15 protein-coding genes are annotated in these 15,435 nt (G+C 68.6%); 5 read left to right on the top strand and 10 right to left on the bottom strand.

The window, feature by feature from the left end; translation table 11 throughout:
• Position 1 precedes the first annotated feature (1 nt).
• The 6 genes from ntrC to ACE3RQ_RS07555 form a co-directional block, all read right to left on the bottom strand.
• Entirely contained in the window at positions 2-1,546 is a 1,545-nt protein-coding gene (gene ntrC, locus ACE3RQ_RS07580) for a nitrogen regulation protein NR(I) (protein WP_374521353.1), read from the bottom strand.
• A gap of 46 nt (positions 1,547-1,592) precedes the next feature.
• On the bottom strand, positions 1,593-2,684 hold the full coding sequence (gene glnL, locus ACE3RQ_RS07575; protein WP_374521352.1) for a nitrogen regulation protein NR(II): 1,092 nt from the start codon (positions 2,682-2,684) through the stop codon (positions 1,593-1,595).
• Between the two features lie 18 nt (positions 2,685-2,702).
• Positions 2,703-3,212 carry a hypothetical protein gene (locus ACE3RQ_RS07570; RefSeq protein ID WP_374521351.1) on the bottom strand — a complete coding sequence of 170 codons (510 nt, stop codon included), beginning with the start codon at positions 3,210-3,212 and terminating at the stop codon, positions 2,703-2,705.
• 169 nt (positions 3,213-3,381) lie between these two features.
• Entirely contained in the window at positions 3,382-4,797 is a 1,416-nt protein-coding gene (gene glnA / locus ACE3RQ_RS07565) for a type I glutamate--ammonia ligase (RefSeq protein ID WP_374521350.1), read from the bottom strand.
• Between the two features lie 261 nt (positions 4,798-5,058).
• Positions 5,059-5,877 (bottom strand): competence/damage-inducible protein A, encoded by an 819-nt coding sequence (locus ACE3RQ_RS07560; RefSeq protein ID WP_374521349.1) that lies wholly within the window; start codon positions 5,875-5,877, stop codon positions 5,059-5,061.
• Positions 5,874-6,788, bottom strand: a complete 915-nt coding sequence (locus tag ACE3RQ_RS07555; RefSeq protein ID WP_374521348.1) for an EI24 domain-containing protein — start codon at positions 6,786-6,788, stop codon at positions 5,874-5,876. The genes ACE3RQ_RS07560 and ACE3RQ_RS07555 overlap by 4 nt, the downstream gene beginning before the upstream one ends.
• A gap of 57 nt (positions 6,789-6,845) precedes the next feature.
• Between ACE3RQ_RS07555 and ACE3RQ_RS07550 the strand changes: the two genes are divergently transcribed.
• Both ACE3RQ_RS07550 and ACE3RQ_RS07545 read left to right on the top strand, forming a co-directional pair.
• Positions 6,846-7,670 carry an alpha/beta fold hydrolase gene (locus tag ACE3RQ_RS07550; protein ID WP_374521347.1) on the top strand — a complete coding sequence of 275 codons (825 nt, stop codon included), beginning with the start codon at positions 6,846-6,848 and terminating at the stop codon, positions 7,668-7,670.
• 205 nt (positions 7,671-7,875) lie between these two features.
• Positions 7,876-8,610 (top strand): DUF2726 domain-containing protein, encoded by a 735-nt coding sequence (locus ACE3RQ_RS07545; RefSeq protein ID WP_374521346.1) that lies wholly within the window; start codon positions 7,876-7,878, stop codon positions 8,608-8,610.
• Positions 8,611-8,640: 30 nt separating this feature from the next.
• Here ACE3RQ_RS07545 and ACE3RQ_RS07540 read toward each other — a convergent pair whose 3' ends face one another.
• A complete protein-coding gene (locus ACE3RQ_RS07540) occupies positions 8,641-9,372 on the bottom strand; it encodes a pseudouridine synthase (protein WP_374521345.1) in 732 nt (243 codons plus the stop codon).
• A 52-nt stretch (positions 9,373-9,424) separates the two neighbouring features.
• Here ACE3RQ_RS07540 and ACE3RQ_RS07535 point away from each other — a divergent pair, with 52 nt between their 5' ends.
• Positions 9,425-9,994 carry a DUF2062 domain-containing protein gene (locus ACE3RQ_RS07535; protein ID WP_374521344.1) on the top strand — a complete coding sequence of 190 codons (570 nt, stop codon included), beginning with the start codon at positions 9,425-9,427 and terminating at the stop codon, positions 9,992-9,994.
• A 3-nt stretch (positions 9,995-9,997) separates the two neighbouring features.
• Here the strand turns inward: ACE3RQ_RS07535 and ACE3RQ_RS07530 are convergent, their stop codons facing one another.
• Complete coding sequence (locus tag ACE3RQ_RS07530; protein ID WP_374521343.1) at positions 9,998-10,888, bottom strand: LysR family transcriptional regulator; 891 nt, start codon at positions 10,886-10,888, stop codon at positions 9,998-10,000.
• A gap of 110 nt (positions 10,889-10,998) precedes the next feature.
• Here ACE3RQ_RS07530 and ACE3RQ_RS07525 point away from each other — a divergent pair, with 110 nt between their 5' ends.
• Positions 10,999-12,051: an ABC transporter substrate-binding protein gene (locus tag ACE3RQ_RS07525; protein WP_374521342.1), complete on the top strand. Its 1,053-nt coding sequence runs from the start codon at positions 10,999-11,001 to the stop codon at positions 12,049-12,051.
• The gene (locus ACE3RQ_RS07520; protein ID WP_374521341.1) at positions 12,048-13,142 is read left to right on the top strand and encodes a Rieske 2Fe-2S domain-containing protein; all 1,095 of its coding nucleotides are present in this window, start codon (positions 12,048-12,050) and stop codon (positions 13,140-13,142) included. The genes ACE3RQ_RS07525 and ACE3RQ_RS07520 overlap by 4 nt, the downstream gene beginning before the upstream one ends.
• Here ACE3RQ_RS07520 and ACE3RQ_RS07515 read toward each other — a convergent pair.
• Positions 13,106-14,281 (bottom strand): acyl-CoA dehydrogenase family protein, encoded by a 1,176-nt coding sequence (locus tag ACE3RQ_RS07515; RefSeq protein WP_374521340.1) that lies wholly within the window; start codon positions 14,279-14,281, stop codon positions 13,106-13,108. The genes ACE3RQ_RS07520 and ACE3RQ_RS07515 overlap by 37 nt on opposite strands.
• Positions 14,282-14,283: 2 nt before the next feature.
• Positions 14,284-15,435 (bottom strand): acyl-CoA dehydrogenase family protein, encoded by a 1,152-nt coding sequence (locus ACE3RQ_RS07510; protein WP_374521339.1) that lies wholly within the window; start codon positions 15,433-15,435, stop codon positions 14,284-14,286.

The following is a 15,435-nucleotide window of genomic DNA, read 5'->3' as shown; positions in this document are numbered from 1 at the left end:
GTCACTCCATGCCCAGTTCCTGAATCTTGCGGGTAATCGTGTTGCGCCCGATGCCCAGCTTGTGCGCGGCCTCGATGCGGCGGCCGCGCGTGGAGGCCAGCGCCGTCTGAATCAGCCGGGTCTCGAAGCGGCGGGTGAGCACGTCCCACACATCGGTGCGGCCCGCTTCCAGCAAGGCCATGGCCTCGGCTTGCAAGGCGTGCTCCCAGTCGTGCGCGGCATCGGCTGGCGCCACCATTGGCGTTGGCGGCGGCGCGTGCATGCCACCGTTGACCAAGGGTGGGTGGTCGTCTGCGCCCGCCGTGGGCACCGCGGCCATGGGCGAGAGCAGGGAAACCGGGGCGGCTTCCATGCCCACCAAGGCGTCGGCCGTGGCCGCCGGCCCGCCCAACACCTCGGGCGGCAGGTCTTTCACCTCAATCACCTGGGCCGGCGCCATCACGGTGAGCCAGTGGCACAGGTTTTCCAGCTGGCGCACGTTGCCCGGGAAATCGAAGTTGCTCAGCAGCTTGAGGGCCGGTTCGGAAATGCGCTTGGGCTCCACGCCGAGCTGCTTGGCGCTTTGCTGCAAGAAAAAGCGCGTGAGCATGGGCACGTCTTCGCGGCGCTCGCGCAGCGCAGGCAGGCGCAGGCGAATGACGTTGAGGCGGTGGAACAAGTCTTCGCGGAACACGCCTTCCTTGACGCGCTGCTCCAGGTTCTGGTGGGTGGCCGCGATCACGCGCACATTGGCCTTCACCGCGCTGTGTCCGCCCACTCGGTAGAAGTGCCCGTCAGACAGCACCCGCAGCAGACGGGTCTGCAGGTCAAAGGGCATGTCGCCGATTTCGTCGAGGAACAGCGTGCCGCCTTCTGCCTGCTCGAAGCGGCCGCGGCGCATGGTCTGCGCGCCGGTGAAGGCGCCGCGCTCGTGGCCGAACAGCTCGCTCTCCAGCAGGTCTTTGGGAATGGCCGCGGTGTTGATGGCCACGAAAGGGCCACCCGCGCGCGGCGAGTGCTTGTGCAGCGCGCGGGCCACCAGTTCTTTGCCCGAGCCCGACTCGCCCGTGATGAGCACGGTGACGTTGCTCTGGCTCAGGCGGCCGATGGCGCGAAACACGTCTTGCATGGCCGGCGCCTGGCCCAGCATTTCGGGCGCGGCACTCATGCGCTCTTCGGCCACCTCTTCGCGCTGGCTTTCCTCCACCGCGCGGCGGATGAGCTCCACCGCCTTGGGCAGGTCAAAAGGCTTGGGCAGGTACTCGAAGGCACCGCCCTGGAAGGCCGAGACGGCGCTGTCCAGGTCGGAGAAAGCGGTCATGATGATGACCGGCAGGCCAGGGTAGCGTTCCTTGACCTTCTCCAGCAGGTCAAGGCCGGAAGCACCCGGCATGCGGATATCGCTCACCAGGATCTGCGGCCCTTCGGCCTCCGTGGCGTCGGTCAGGGCCTTCAGCACGTCCTGGGCGTTGGTGAAGCTGCGGGTGGGCAGGTTCTCGCGCAACAGCGCTTTTTCCAGCACGAAGCGGATCGATTGGTCGTCATCCACTATCCAGATCGGCTTCATGTGTGGGGGGTCCCTTCTTGTGGCGCTTGGTCGTTGTCGATGAGGTCTAGGGCAACGGAATCAAGATTTTGAAATCCGTTCGTCCCGGTTCGCTCTCGCACTCGATCAGGCCATGGTGCTGCTGCACAAAGGTCTGGGCCAGGGTCAGCCCCAGGCCGGATCCACCGTCACGCCCCGACACCAGCGGGAAGAAGATGCGATCCTTGATCGAGTCCGGAACACCGGGCCCGTTGTCGATCACATGCAATTCCAATGCCAGCCGGTAGCGCTGCTTGCCGAAAGTCACCTGCCGCCCCACCCGGGTGCGGAAGGTGATGCAGGCGTCGCCTGCCGCGATGCGCTCGGCCAGGGCCTGGGCCGCGTTGTGCGCGATGTTGAGCACGGCCTGGATGAGCTGCTCGCGGTCGCCACGAAACTCGGGGATGGAGGTGTCGTAGTCGCGGATGACGCGCAAGCCCCTGGGAAACTCGGCCAGGATGAGCGAGCGCACCCGCTCGCACACCTCGTGAATGTTCACGTCGCCCACCACGTGCGGGCGGCGGTGCGGCGCCAGCAGGCGGTCCACCAGCGCCTGCAGGCGGTCGGCCTCGTGGATGATGACTTGCGTGTATTCAATGAGCTCTTTCGAGTCGAGCTCCATTTGCAGCAGTTGCGCCGCGCCGCGAATGCCGCCCAGCGGGTTCTTGATTTCGTGGGCCAGGTTGCGGATGAGTTCCTTGTTGGCCTGGGCCTGGTCGATCAGGCGCTCCTCCCGCTCTTGCCGGGTCTGCTGCTCCAGCGGCAGAAGTTCGACGATCACCTCGTCGGGCTGGTCCGTCTGGGCCACCACCACGTGCACCGGCAAAGGCTCGTGGCCAACGCGGCGCAGATGGGCGTCGTAGCGCAGGGCCGCGAACTCGTTGCCGCGTGCGCCCATCAAGGCCGTGTCCAGCAAGGCCGGGTCGGTAAAGCAGTCTTGCATGCGCACGCCGGTGATGCTGCGGCGTGACATGCCCAGGGCATCTTCCAGCGCGGCGTTGGCGAACAGCACGTGGCCCTGGGTGTCGACCACGGCCACCAGGGTGGCCAAGAGGTCCAGCGAATGAAATCGCGCCGGACTGGCCGGCGCGCTGGGGTCGGGTGAGGTGGGTGGCGTCACGGTGTGAGCGGATGGGGTTCAGCGTGGGCCCAGGCGATCGAGCTCGCGCTTGATGCCGGCCACGTCGTTTTCTGCGCGGATCACGGCGGCCTTGAGTTCGGCCACGCGGTCCAGGTAGCGCTGGTAGTTGCGCGATTCGATGCCCTGCTTCTCAGGCTCGCCGTTGGCGTAGGCCTTCTTGGCCTCGGCCAGGCGTTCCTCGGCCTTGCGAAGCTCGGCTTCCAGGATGGCGCGGGCGTCGCTGTCGCGCGCGCGTTGGGCGGCGTTGTCCACCCGCTCGCCACCGTTGCGGGGCGCGGCGGCCGGGGCACCGGCGGTGGGAGCGGCGGCGGGCTTGGCCGCGGGCTTGGTGCCTTCGATGATGGTGATGTTGCCGCCGTCCATGAGCGTGCAACCCTTTTGCTTGGCCACCTGGGGGTTGTTGGTGTACTCATTGCCGCAGCGGTAGATGCGGTCTTGCGCGTGGGCCGATGCGATCAGCAGGGGCAAGGCGACGATCAAGGAGGCAGACGGAAAGAAGCGGTGCACGGGGACTCCAGGGATATCGGGCAAGCGGGTGGGAGTATGACCCAAACGCATGACGAGAGTGCCCGCACGCAAGCCCGACGGCCAGCCCTGCGGCCTGTGCGGCCAACAAAAAAGGACGGCCGGAGCCGTCCTTTGCTGTGGTGGAACCCGGCCAGGGCCGGGCGCCCGATCACAGGCTGAAGTACATGTCGTACTCGACCGGCGACACTTCCACGCGGCTGCGGTTCACTTCGCCTTGCTTGAGTTCGATGTAGGCATCGATCATGGCGTCGGTGAACACGCCGCCCTTGGTCAGGAAGGCGCGGTCCTGGTCCAGGTGCTCCAGGGCCTGGTCCAGGCTGTGGCACACGGTGGGCACCAGCTTGTCCTCTTCGGGCGGCAGGTGGTACAGGTCCTTGGTGGCGGCTTCGCCCGGGTGGATCTTGTTTTCCACGCCGTCCAGACCCGCCATCAGCAGGGCGGCAAAGCCCAGGTAGGGGTTCATCAGGGGATCGGGGAAGCGGGCTTCCACGCGGCGGGCCTTGGGGTTGGCCACGTAAGGAATGCGGATCGAGGCCGAGCGGTTCTTGGCCGAGTAGGCCAGCTTCACCGGGGCTTCGAAGTGCGGCACCAGGCGCTTGTAGCTGTTGGTGCCGGGGTTGGTGATGGCGTTCAGGGCACGGGCGTGCTTGATGATGCCGCCGATGTAGTACAGGGCGAACTCGGACAGACCGGCGTAGCCGTTGCCAGCGAACAGGTTCTTGCCGTCTTTCCACACGGACTGGTGCACGTGCATGCCGGAGCCGTTGTCGCCGTGGTAGGGCTTGGGCATGAAGGTGGCGGTCTTGCCGTAGGCGTTGGCCACGTTCTGGATGACGTACTTCTGCAGGATGGTCCAGTCAGCGCGCTCGACCAGCGTGCTGAAACGGGTGCCGATTTCGTTCTGGCCGGCGCCCGCCACTTCGTGGTGGAACACCTCAACCGGGATGCCCAGCGATTCGAGGATCAGGGACATTTCGGCGCGCATGTCTTGCGTGCTGTCCACCGGGGGCACGGGGAAGTAGCCACCCTTGACGGTGGGGCGGTGGCCGCGGTTGCCGCCTTCGAGCTTGGCGCCGGTGTTCCAGGGGGCTTCGTACTCTTCGATTTCGTAGAAGCTGTGGCCCGGCTGGGTGCTCCAGCGCACGCCGTCGAAGATGAAGAACTCAGGCTCCGGACCGAAGAAGGCGGTGTCGCCCAGGCCGGAGGACTTCAGGTAGGCCTCGGCGCGCTTGGCGATGGAGCGCGGGTCGCGCTCGTAGGCCTTGCCGTCGGCCGGCTCGATCACGTCGCAGGTGAGGATCAGCGTGGTCTCTTCGAAGAAGGGATCGATGTTGGCGGTGTTCGGATCAGGGATGAGCTGCATGTCCGACGCCTCGATGCCCTTCCAGCCGGCGATCGACGAGCCGTCGAACGCGTGGCCGGAGGAGAACTTTTCCTCGTCGAAGTGCGACACGGGCACCGTGGTGTGGTGCTGCTTGCCACGGGTGTCGGTGAAACGGAAGTCAACGAACTTGACGTCGTTGTCCTTCACCATTTGCATCACGTCTGCGACGGTCTTGGCCATCAAATGCTCCTGTTCGGGATGGGTGGGTTGAATGGTTTAGCGATGGACCTGAAGCAGCTTCCGTGCCACCGCAAGCGAGTGCCCAAGCTTGGGGTCCGTCGGCCAGCAAAACCGCGCGATTATGGCGCAGCGCCTGCGCCAAAACAGGTCGCGCTCACCGGTCGCGCCGTGGAATGGGGCCTAGCCGGACCGAAGGTTGGGCGGGCACTCTCGATATGCACTTATATGGTGCAAATTGAGCAGGAAGCCCCATTTTGGTGCTCAGTGAGATCGCACCATTTCGGGGCCCAATTGGGCGCCATGGCCGCGCAGGCCTTCCAGCAAATCGGCATAGGCCGGCGCCACCGCACCCGGCTCGCCTTTGACCCCCAGCTCAATGTGGCGCCCGTGCACCGGGTGGTCCACGCTGGGCAGGCTGAACACCTTCACCGGGTGGCGGGCCTCCAGCGCTTCCATCAGGGGGGTGAGCGCCGCCTCCATCGCGCCGAACACGATGACCGAGCGCTCTTGCCAACTGTCGGCCCGGTGCAGGTGGGCGTAGCGGTGGTCCAGCACCCACTCGATCATGGGCCAGGCCATCACCGGAAAGCCGGGCACAAAGTGCACCGCGCCACCGCCGGCGCCCTGGCAACTGAAGCCAGGGATTTTGTTGTAGGGGTTGGGGATGATGTCGGCCCCTGCCGGGAACACGCCCATGTTGTAGCGGTGCAGGTTGTCGGGGCGGTTGGGCTCGAAGGGCACGCCCTGCTCGGCCGCCACGTCGCGCATGCGCTCTTCGATCAGTGCCTTGGCCTCGGGGTGCAGGGCCAGCTCCACGCCCAGGGCAGCGGCGGCGCACTGGCGGGTGTGGTCGTCGGGCGTGGCGCCAATGCCGCCGCAAGAGAACACCACGTCGGCGCTGGCGAAGGCATCGCGCAGGGCGCCGGTGATGCGGGTGCGGTCGTCGCCCACGATGCGGCACCAGCTCAGGCTCAGGCCGCGCCGCTTGAGCAGGTCAATCACCTGGCTCAGGTGCTTGTCTTGGCGTTTGCCGGAGAGGATTTCGTCGCCGACGATGATGAGTCCGAAATCTGGCGTCATGGGGTGTTGGGGCCGGCTGGGCCGGCGCTGGAATCGGCGCCCGGCAGGGCCTGGGGCGCGGGTGAAGGAACCGGCGTGGCGTTCACGTCCACCACCTCGCCGCTGGCCGCTGGGGCCTGGCTGGCGCGCATGGCCTGCAAGGCGGCCAGGCAGAAGTGGGCGAACCACAACGAGGCAAAGGCGAACACCAGGGTGTAGACCCAGATGGCAATGGGCACCAGCAACGGCGCCAGCGCAATGAACATGGCGCCCGAGGCCCACAGCAGGCTGGGCGCCGCGCCCAGGTAGCCGCTGAGCACACCCATCACCAGCAGGGTGCCGCGATGGCGACGAACCAGTTCGTGGCGCTCGTCGGCGCTGGCGTGATCGGCCAGGGAATCGAAGGCGAACACGCGGTAGGTGAGCCAGCCCCAGATCAGAGGCGGCAACACCAGCACCAGGGGGGGCACCAGCCACAAGGGCATGGAAATCACCAAGGCCACAAAGGCCAGCAGCGTGGAGGCCAGCGACCAGGCCAGGCTGCCCCACCACGAGCCCCCATGCAGGCGCTTGAGCAGCGGGAAACGGCGCTGGCCCACCAGCTCGACCATCGCCGGCGTCATGAACACCGACACCAGCAGCAGGCACAGCAGCACGATGGCGGGCGTGGCCAGGGCCAGCACCACCAGGGGGGCGAACACGGTGCGCAGACTGCCCAGGCCAATGCGCTCCAGCCAAGAGAGAAAGGCCTGCAGCAGCTCGACACTCTCGAACCAGATCGCCACGCCGTTGACGGCCGGCTCCCAGAAGAAATACCCCAGGGCAAACGAGAGCAGCACCATGAGGATCAGGGGCAGCAGCGACAAGCCCACCACCCGCGGGTGCACGCAGTAAATCACCGCGCGCCAGAACGCATCGAACATCAATCGCATGGCCGGGAGAATACATCGGCCCCATGGCAAAGGCTGGGCGCAGATACCATGCCCCCCATGGATGCCATCACGATTCGCGGGGTGCGGCTGGAGTTGCAGCACATCCCGGGCCCTGCCCACCTGGCGCCCCTGGTGTTTCTGCACGAGGGGCTGGGCAGCGTCTCGGCCTGGGGCCGGGGCGCCCATGCCTGGCCGCGCCAGTTGTGCGCGGCCACCGGGCGGGCGGGTTGGCTGTATTCGCGCCGGGGCTTTGGCCAATCTGACCCGACGCCCGACTTCCGTGGCCCTTCGCGAGACGAAGGTGGCTGGCCGGTGGGCCGCCGCCGGGCCGACTACCTGCACCACGACGCCTGGGTGGTGCTGCCCGAGTTGCTGCGCCAGCTCGGCGTGCGTACGCCCGTGCTCATAGGCCATTCGGATGGCGCCAGCATCGCCCTGCTGCATGCGGCCCGCCACGAGGTGACGGCCTGTGTGGCCATGGCCCCCCATGTGTTCATCGAAGACATGACGGTGCGCGCCATCGAGCAGGCACGGGCCGCCTACGCCGATACCCTGCGCCCCAAGCTCGCCCGCCACCACCGAGACCCGGACAACGCCTTCTGGCCCTGGGCCGATATCTGGCTGGACCCCACCTTCCGCGACTTTGACATTCAGCCCGAGTGCCGCGACATTCGCTGCCCGCTGCTGCTGGTTCAAGGCGAAGACGACGAGTACGCCTCGATGGCGCAACTGCACGCCATTGCGCGAGCCGCGCCCCAGGCCCGGGAGTGGGCACTGGCGCACTGTGGCCACAGCCCGCACCGCGACCAGCCCGGGCTGCTCACCGCAGGCATTGCGCAATGGCTGGCGACGCTGCTGCCCGAGCCCACAGAGCGAACCTGACGGCGCCTCAACCGTCCAAAGGGCCCCTCGGGCAGCGTGACATTGGCCTCAATTTGGGTCTTGCGGTGTGGCAATTTCGCCCACTTCTTCATACCAAATACCAACAAGATCACGCAAAACCCAACCCATTGCATTCAAGTTGTTGAAAGCCCAATTGCGATCAATACACTTTGAAACAACCCGACGCCTCCACCGAACCCTTTCGATGAACGCCCTCACTTCCCCCTGGCTCCTTGCCGCCCTTGCACCCGCGCTGCTGGTGTTGGGCGCCATGGGCTATCGCGCCTGGGAAGTGCGCCGCGCCCGCCAGCGCCGCCGCCTGCCCAAGCACTGGCCGCTGAGCCAGCGACCGCTGGCCAACAGCGAAGAGGCACGGGTGTGGCATTGGCTGGCGCGGGCTTTCTATGACCACCACGTGATGATCAAGCTGCCGGTGACGCGCTTCACCCTGCCGCGCGACCGCGAGCAAGGCATGGAGTGGTACAAGCTGCTGGGCAGCGTGTACTGCACCTTCACCGTGTGCAAGTCCGACGGCCGGGTGGTTGGCTGCGTGGACGTGCCGGGCAAGGTGGGCATTCCGCGCAGCACGCGCTCGCTCAAGCATTCGCTGCTGAGCCAGTGCGGGCTGCCCTACTGGGTGGTGCGCTCCAACAGCCTGCCCACGGTGGCCGAAATTCGCGCCGAGTTCCTGGGCGAGTCGCCGATTGCGCAGTCGATGCGCGAGCGCGAGATGGAAGAGCGGGCCATGATGTCGGCCCAAGCCAACTTGCGCGGCGCCATCAACCGCCAGCGCAGCCACCGCGGCCACAGCGACTTTGGCGCGCTTTCCACCTGGCCCAGCAGCACCACCGGCGACCCGCGCAGCGAGTACCAGTCGCAGTGGCCGGACAACAACTCTTTCCTCTCGCCGCTGGACAGCCGGCGCGGCGACCTGCTCTGAGCGCGACCAGCGCTCCCCGTGCCTTGACGATCAGCGCCGGCCCGTGAGGCCGGCGCGCTCGTTTTCGGTGAGCCAACGCCACTGCCCCGGCGGCAGGTCGTCCGTCAGGACAATGTCGCCAAAGCTGCTGCGGTGCAAGCCCTCCACCCGGTTGCCCACCGCCGCCACCATGCGCTTGACCTGGTGGTACTTGCCCTGGGTGAGGGTGAGGCGCAGGTGCAGCTCGTCCACCAGCTCACAGGCCTCGGCCCGCACGGGTTTGGGGTCGTCGTCCAGCACCACGCCGTCCAGCAGGCGCTGCACCTGGGCCGGCTTCATGGGGTGCTTGAGCGTGATCTCGTACACCTTGGGCACGTGGTGGCGCGGTGAGGTGAGGCGGTGGATGAACTGGCCGTCGTCGGACATGAGCAGCAGGCCGGTGGTGTCCTGGTCAAGCCGCCCCACGGCCTGCACACCGGCCGCCGCGCCGCCGCCGCGCTGGCGCAAGGGGGCCGGCAAAAGGGTATAGACGCTGGGGTAGGCGCTGGGTTTTTGCGAACACTCGAAACCTGCGGGCTTGTTCAGCATCAGATAGGCACGTTCGTGATACGCCCACCGCTGCCCTTGCACATGGAACACCAGCCCTTCTTCTTCCACCTCGGCCAGGGGGTCGGTGCAGGCCTGCGGCGGCTCACCCACCGTGACCCAGCCCTGCTGAATAAGGCCGGCGCACACCCGGCGGGTGCCGAAGCCTTGGGAAAACAACACGTCTTGCAATGCCATCATGATGGGGGCGATTGTCGCCTCCCCCTGGTCGTCTGCCGCCACTCCGCCCATGCTTGATTCCCTGAAACGGCGCCTGCGCGCCCTGCTGCCCGACCCCGAACGCCTGCAACAGAACCGCTGGCTGCGCTGGCTGGGCCCGGCCCTGCAGCGGCGCCACCTGTGGCATTTCAGCCGCAAGGGCGTGGCCCTGGGCGTGGCGCTGGGGGTGTTTTTCGGCTTGCTGATCCCGGTGGCGCAGATTCCGGCGGCGGCCACTGGCGCGGTGGTGCTGCGCGCCAACCTGCCCATGGCCGTGGCCAGCACCCTGGTCACCAACCCGGTGACGTTCGCCCCGGTGTACCTGGCGGCCTATCAGATCGGGCGGCTGGTGCTGGGCGAGGACGCGGCACCCGCCGCGCAGGACGACGCCGCCCGCGCCCCCGCCGTGCTGGCCACCGAGCCCGCGCAGGATGCCAGCTGGCTGGCCCGCCTGGGTTCGGTGGGCAAGCCGCTGGTGGTGGGCCTGGGCATCCTGGCGGTGGGCTGCGGCGCGCTGGTGTATGTGCTGATCAGCGCCGGCTGGGCCTTGCGGGTGCGCTGGAAGCGCCGGCGGCAGTTGCGGCAACGCCAGGCGCGCTGAGGCTCAGCGCCCGGCAGAGCCGGTGAGCAGCTCGCGAAACAGGCTGGCCGGTGGCGACAGCGGCCGCCCCGGCTGGCGCAGCAACACCAGGGTGCGCGACACGCCGGGCCGTCCCACCGGACGGGCCACGAGGTGCAACCAGTCCACCAGCGGGCGCAAGGCGGTGGTGATGACGGCCACGCCCAGGTGCTCGCGCACCAGGCCGAGCATGGTCCAAGGCAGTGAAACTTCGTGTGCATACGAGAGGCGAATGCCCTCGCGACCCAAGCGTTCGTCCAGGTGGCGGCGCACCGGGTTGTCGGCCAGCGGGCCCACGACGGGCACACCCTTGAGCTGTGCCCAGGTAAGCGCGGTGCGCTTGGCCAGCGGGTGATCGGGCGGCAAGGCCACGATGTACTGGTCGGTGTAGAAGGGCGCGGCCACCAGCTCGGTGCGGGTATCGGTGGCGGTGGCGATGCCCAGGTCGGCCACGCCGTCGCGTACCAGGCCCTGCACCTGCTGCTCGCCCACGTCGTGCAACACCAGTTGCACCTGGGGCAGGCGCTGGGCAAAGGCGCGCATCACGGGTGGCAGCATCAGGGCGCACTGGGCCGTGGGGGCGGCCACACACAGGCGCCCGCGGCCCAGGGTGGCCAGGTCGCGGGCGTTGGTGGCCATGTGCTGCCAGTCTTGCACCAGGCGGCTGAACGAGGGCAACAGCGCGGCGCCGGCCTCGCTCAGGCGACAACCCCGGGTGTGGCGGTCGAGCAGGCGCACGCCCAGCTGGGCTTCCAGCCGGGCGATGGCGTGGCTGAGCGTGGACTGCGACAGGCCAAGGCGCTGTGCGGCGCGGGTGAAGTTGCCGGCCTCGGCCACGGCCAGAAAGGCTTGCATCTGGTCAATGGACGCTGTCATGGAAATCTTCGATGGATTTATCGGTGAATTCGGCTTCATCGATGACAAAGCGTTTCTACCATGAGGGCGAATCTCCTCCCACCTGCCCCACCCCACCCGGTCGATCGCTCATGAACATCACCCCTCGCCACACCGCGCTGCGCCGCCGCGACTTCGCCGCTTCGCTGGCGGCCCTGCCCTTAGCACTCCAACTGGGCCCAGCCTGGGCCCAGGCCGCTTCCAACCGCCTGCGCTTCACGCTGGACTGGCGCGTGGACGGCCCCGGCGCCATCGTGCTGCTGGCCCTGGGGCGCGGCTACTTCGCGCAAGAGGGGTTGGACGTGGTGATCGACGCCGGTGCCGGCTCGGCCGCCTCGGTCCAGCGCATCGCCAGCGGCACGCACGACATTGGCTTTGCCGACACCAGCGCGCTGGTGGAGTACTTGGCCAACAACCCCACCAGCCCGCGCCTGCAGGCGGTGTACATGTTCATGGACCAGGCGCCGTCGGCGGTGTTCGCCCTTAAGAAAAGCGGCATCCTCAAACCGGCCGACCTGCAGGGCCGCACCCTGGGCGCGCCCGTGTTCGACGCCGGGCGCAAGTCGTTCCCGCTGTTCGCCAAGGCCAACCGCTTCGACGCCGGACGCGTGCAGTGGACCAACGCCGATCCGGCCCTGCGCGAGACCTTGCTGATCAAGGGCGACGTCGACGCCATCACCGGCTTTTACTACACCAGCCTGTTGAATCTGCAGGCGCGCGGCGTGAAGCCCGAGGAACTGACCATCCTGAAGTTCGCCGACCACGGCGTGCGCCTGTACGGCAATTCGGTGGTGGTGTCGCCAACGCTGGCGGCCGAGCGGCCCCAGGCGGTGCAAGGCTTTCTGCGGGCGCTCAACCGCAGCATCAAGGACTGCATTGCCGACCCGGCGGCCGGGGTGCAGTACGTGAAGGCCCGCGACAGCCTGCTTGACGCCAAGGTGGAAGAGCAGCGCCTGCGCCACTTCCTGGAGAACTTCGTGGCCACGCCAGCGGTGCAAAAGGCCGGCCTGGGCGACGTGGACTTGCCGCGCCTGCGCAGCCACATCGTGCAGGTGAGCGACGCCTTTGGCCTCAAGCGCTACGTCCCCGCCGAGCAGGTGTTCAGCGCGGCCTACCTGCCGCCGCTGAAGGAGCGCCTGCTGTGAGCCGCGTGGAGACCGGCCAGGGTCCCTTTGTGCGCAACGCCTGGTACGCCGCCGCCAGCAGCGACGAAGTGGGCCAGGGGCTGCTGGCGCGCACCCTGCTGGGCGAACCTCTGGTGTTGTGCCGCACCGGCGCGGGCGAACCGGTGGCCCTGCAAGACCGCTGCGCGCACCGCTTCGCGCCGCTGTCACTGGGCCAACGCTGCGGCGACGAGATCGCCTGCCCCTACCACGGCATGCGCTACGGCCCCGACGGCGTGTGCACCCACGTGCCAGGCCAGGGCACCGTGCCGCCGCAGGCGCGGGTGCGCCGCTACCCCACGCTGGAGCGCTACGGCCTGGTGTTCGTGTGGATGGGTGAAGTCGGCCTGGCCGATGCCGCAGCGCTGGTGGACATTGCCCAATACGGCCAGCCTGGCTGGGGCCTGTCGCGCGGGCATGCCCTCTTCCAGGCCTGCCTGGACAACATCCTGGACAACCTCATCGACCCGGCACACACCACCTTCGTGCACCAGCGCACCATTGGCTCGGACGCGGGCGCGCAAGTGGCGGTGCAGGCCAGCCTGGAGGACGAGCACACCATCGTCTGCGGCCGCTGGGTGAACAACGCGCCGGCCGTGCCCATGGTGCAGCGCTTCGCCCGACCCGAAGGCCCGGTAGACCGCTGGCAGTTCTACCGCGTGCGCCCACCCTGCACTTCGTGGGTGGACTTCGGCTCGCTACCGGCGGGCTCGCCGCACACGCCTCAAGCCATGGACGCGGCGCCCTACCGGGTGCTGTCGTACGCCTTCCTTACGCCGCAGGACGCCAGCCACACGCACTACTTCTCGTTTCAGTTGCGGAACTTCGCAGCCGACGAAGCGGCGGTGACGACCGAGTTCAACGCGCTCTACAAGGCCACCTTTGACGAAGACCGCGTGCTGCTGGAGGCCATCCAGCGCGAAGAAGAGCGCGCCCCAGGCACGCCGCCGGTTCGTATCGCGTCGGACGCGGGCGTGGCCCGGCTGCGCCGGCTCACGCAGGCATTGCGCGAGGCCGAGCGACCGCCCGCGCCGGATCAGGCCAGCACGGTGCGCGCGATCAGCCCGAGCTGAATTTCCGCCGCGCCGCCAAAGATGGTGAAGGCGCGGCTGTTGCAATGCTCGGGCACCAGGATCTCGGCCAGGCCCTGGTCCACACCGCCATCGGGCGCGGCGCTGCGCCAGCGCAAGGCGGCAGGGCCCAGGGCGGCCACGCCCAGTTCGGCAATGGCCTGCTTCAGGCGGCTGGCGCGCAGCTTGAGCACCGAAGACGCCGGGCCCGGGCGCTCGCCCGGCCCCAGCGAGGCCATGGTGCGCATCTCCAGCCACTCGAAGGTGTCCAGGTCGGCCACCACCTCGCCCAGGCGGCGCAGCAGGTCAGCGGGCAAGGGGCGGCCAGCGGCTGGCGTGCGCAAGGCATGGGCCACGCGCTTGAGCTGGGCACGCAGGCGCGGGCTGAAGATGCCGGCGCCGCGCTCGAATTCCAGCAGGTAGCGCGCGCATTCCCAGCCGGCGTTTTCTTCGCCCACGCGGTTGGCCACGGGCACGCGCACGCCGTCGAAGTGCACCTCGTTCACGTCGTGGTCGCCACCGATGGTGTGAATGGGGCGCACCGTGATGCCGGGGCTGTGCATGTCGATCAGCAGGAAGCTGATGCCTTGCTGGCGCTTGCCTTCGTTGCTGGTGCGCACCAGCGCGAACATGCGGTTGGCGTGGTGGGCGTGGGTGGTCCAGATCTTGGTGCCGTCGAGCACGTAGTGATCGCCGTCGCGCCGGGCGCGCAATTGCAGCGCGGCCAGGTCAGAGCCGGCGCCGGGCTCGGAGAAGCCCTGGCACCAGTAGTCCTGCCCGCTGAGGATGCGCGGCAGGTGCTCGCGCTTCTGGGCCTCGGTGCCGTAGTGCAGCAGCAGCGGGCCCACCAGGCGCACGCCCATGGGGTGCACCAGGGGCGCGCCGGCCAGGGCGCACTCGGTCTCGAAGATGAAGCGCTGCAGCGCGGTCCAGCCGGTGCCGCCCCATTCGCGCGGCCACAGCGGCACCAACCAGCCTTTGTCGTTGAGCACGCGCTGCCACGGGCCAGAGACCTCGGGCTCGGGGTACATGGCGGTGGTGCGGCGCTGGCCTTCGCGCCAGTCGTCTTGCAGGTGCTCGGCCAGAAAGGCGCGCACCTCGTCGCGGAAGGCGCGGTCGCCGTCCGATAGGTCCAGGTTCATGTTCAAGCTCCGAGGGTCGCGCTCTGCGCGTGGGCACCGCTGTCCAGCGACCAGGCGCCCAGGCGGGCGGCCTGTTCGGCCAGTTCGCCGTCGCGTTGGGCAAAGGCCAGCAGGGCGCGGAAGGTGGCGGCGATGGGCAGCTCTTCGCACACGCCCATGGCGCCATGCAACTGCACCGCCTGCTCGGCCACGTAGCGGGCGGCACGGGCCACCTTGCTGCGGGCCATGGCCGCCAGCCAGGGGCCGTTGGCCGGCTCGCGCGCCAGGCGCATGGCGGCCAGTTCGCAGGCGGCCTGGGCCTCGGTGGCCTGCACGGCCATCTCGGCCAGGCGGTGCTGCACCACCTGAAAGTCGGCCAGGGCCTGGCCGAACTGGCGGCGCTGCTGGGTGTACTGGGTGGTCTGCTCCAGCGCGGCCTGCAAGGCGCCGGTGGCCCACCAGCAGCGCGCCAGCCAGCCCTCGGCCAGCACCTGGTGCAACGTGGCCTGGGTGTCAACGCCGTGGCCCAGGCGGGCGCTGTCGGGCAGCCACACGCCTTGCAGGCGCAGGTCGGCGGCGCGGGCGCCGTCGGTGGTGTCGTAGGCGTCCACCGCAATGCCCGGCGTGTCGGGCGGCAGCAGCCACACGCCGGTGTGCTCGCCTTCTTGCGCCGACACCAGCCACAGGGCCGCGCCCACCGCAGCGTCCACGCCGGTCTTGTGGCCGGTGAGGCGCCAGCCTTCGCCGTCGCGGTGGGCGGTGGTGGCGCGCGGAGCCCAGGGCCAGTGCTCGCCGGCCTCTGCGTGGGCCAGGGCCAGGCGGCATTGGCCCGAGGCCACGGCGGGCAGCCACTGCGCCTGCTGCGCGGGGGTGCCGGCCAACGCGATGAGGCGGGCGGCCTGCAGCACGCAGGCCTGGTAGGGGGCCACGGTGAGGTGGCGGCCCATGGCCTGCTGCAACACGCCCACGATGAGCGGGTCGGCCTCGATGCCGCCGTGCGCCTCGGGCAGGCCCAGGGCGAGCCAGCCGAGTTCGGCCCAGGCGGCCCACACCTCGGGCGCGCCGCCATCGCGGTGCACGCTGGCGGCGCGGGCACGAAAGTCGTGGTGCCGGGCCAGCCAGTCCAGGGCACTGGCCTGGATGAGTTGCTGGTCTTGCGTGGCTTGGAACTGCAT

The organism is Hydrogenophaga sp. (assembly GCF_041913525.1).
In the GTDB taxonomy this organism is placed as follows: domain Bacteria; phylum Pseudomonadota; class Gammaproteobacteria; order Burkholderiales; family Burkholderiaceae_C; genus Hydrogenophaga.
Note: the sequence above shows the minus strand (reverse complement) of the source record. Positions and strands in the feature narration are given on the sequence as shown.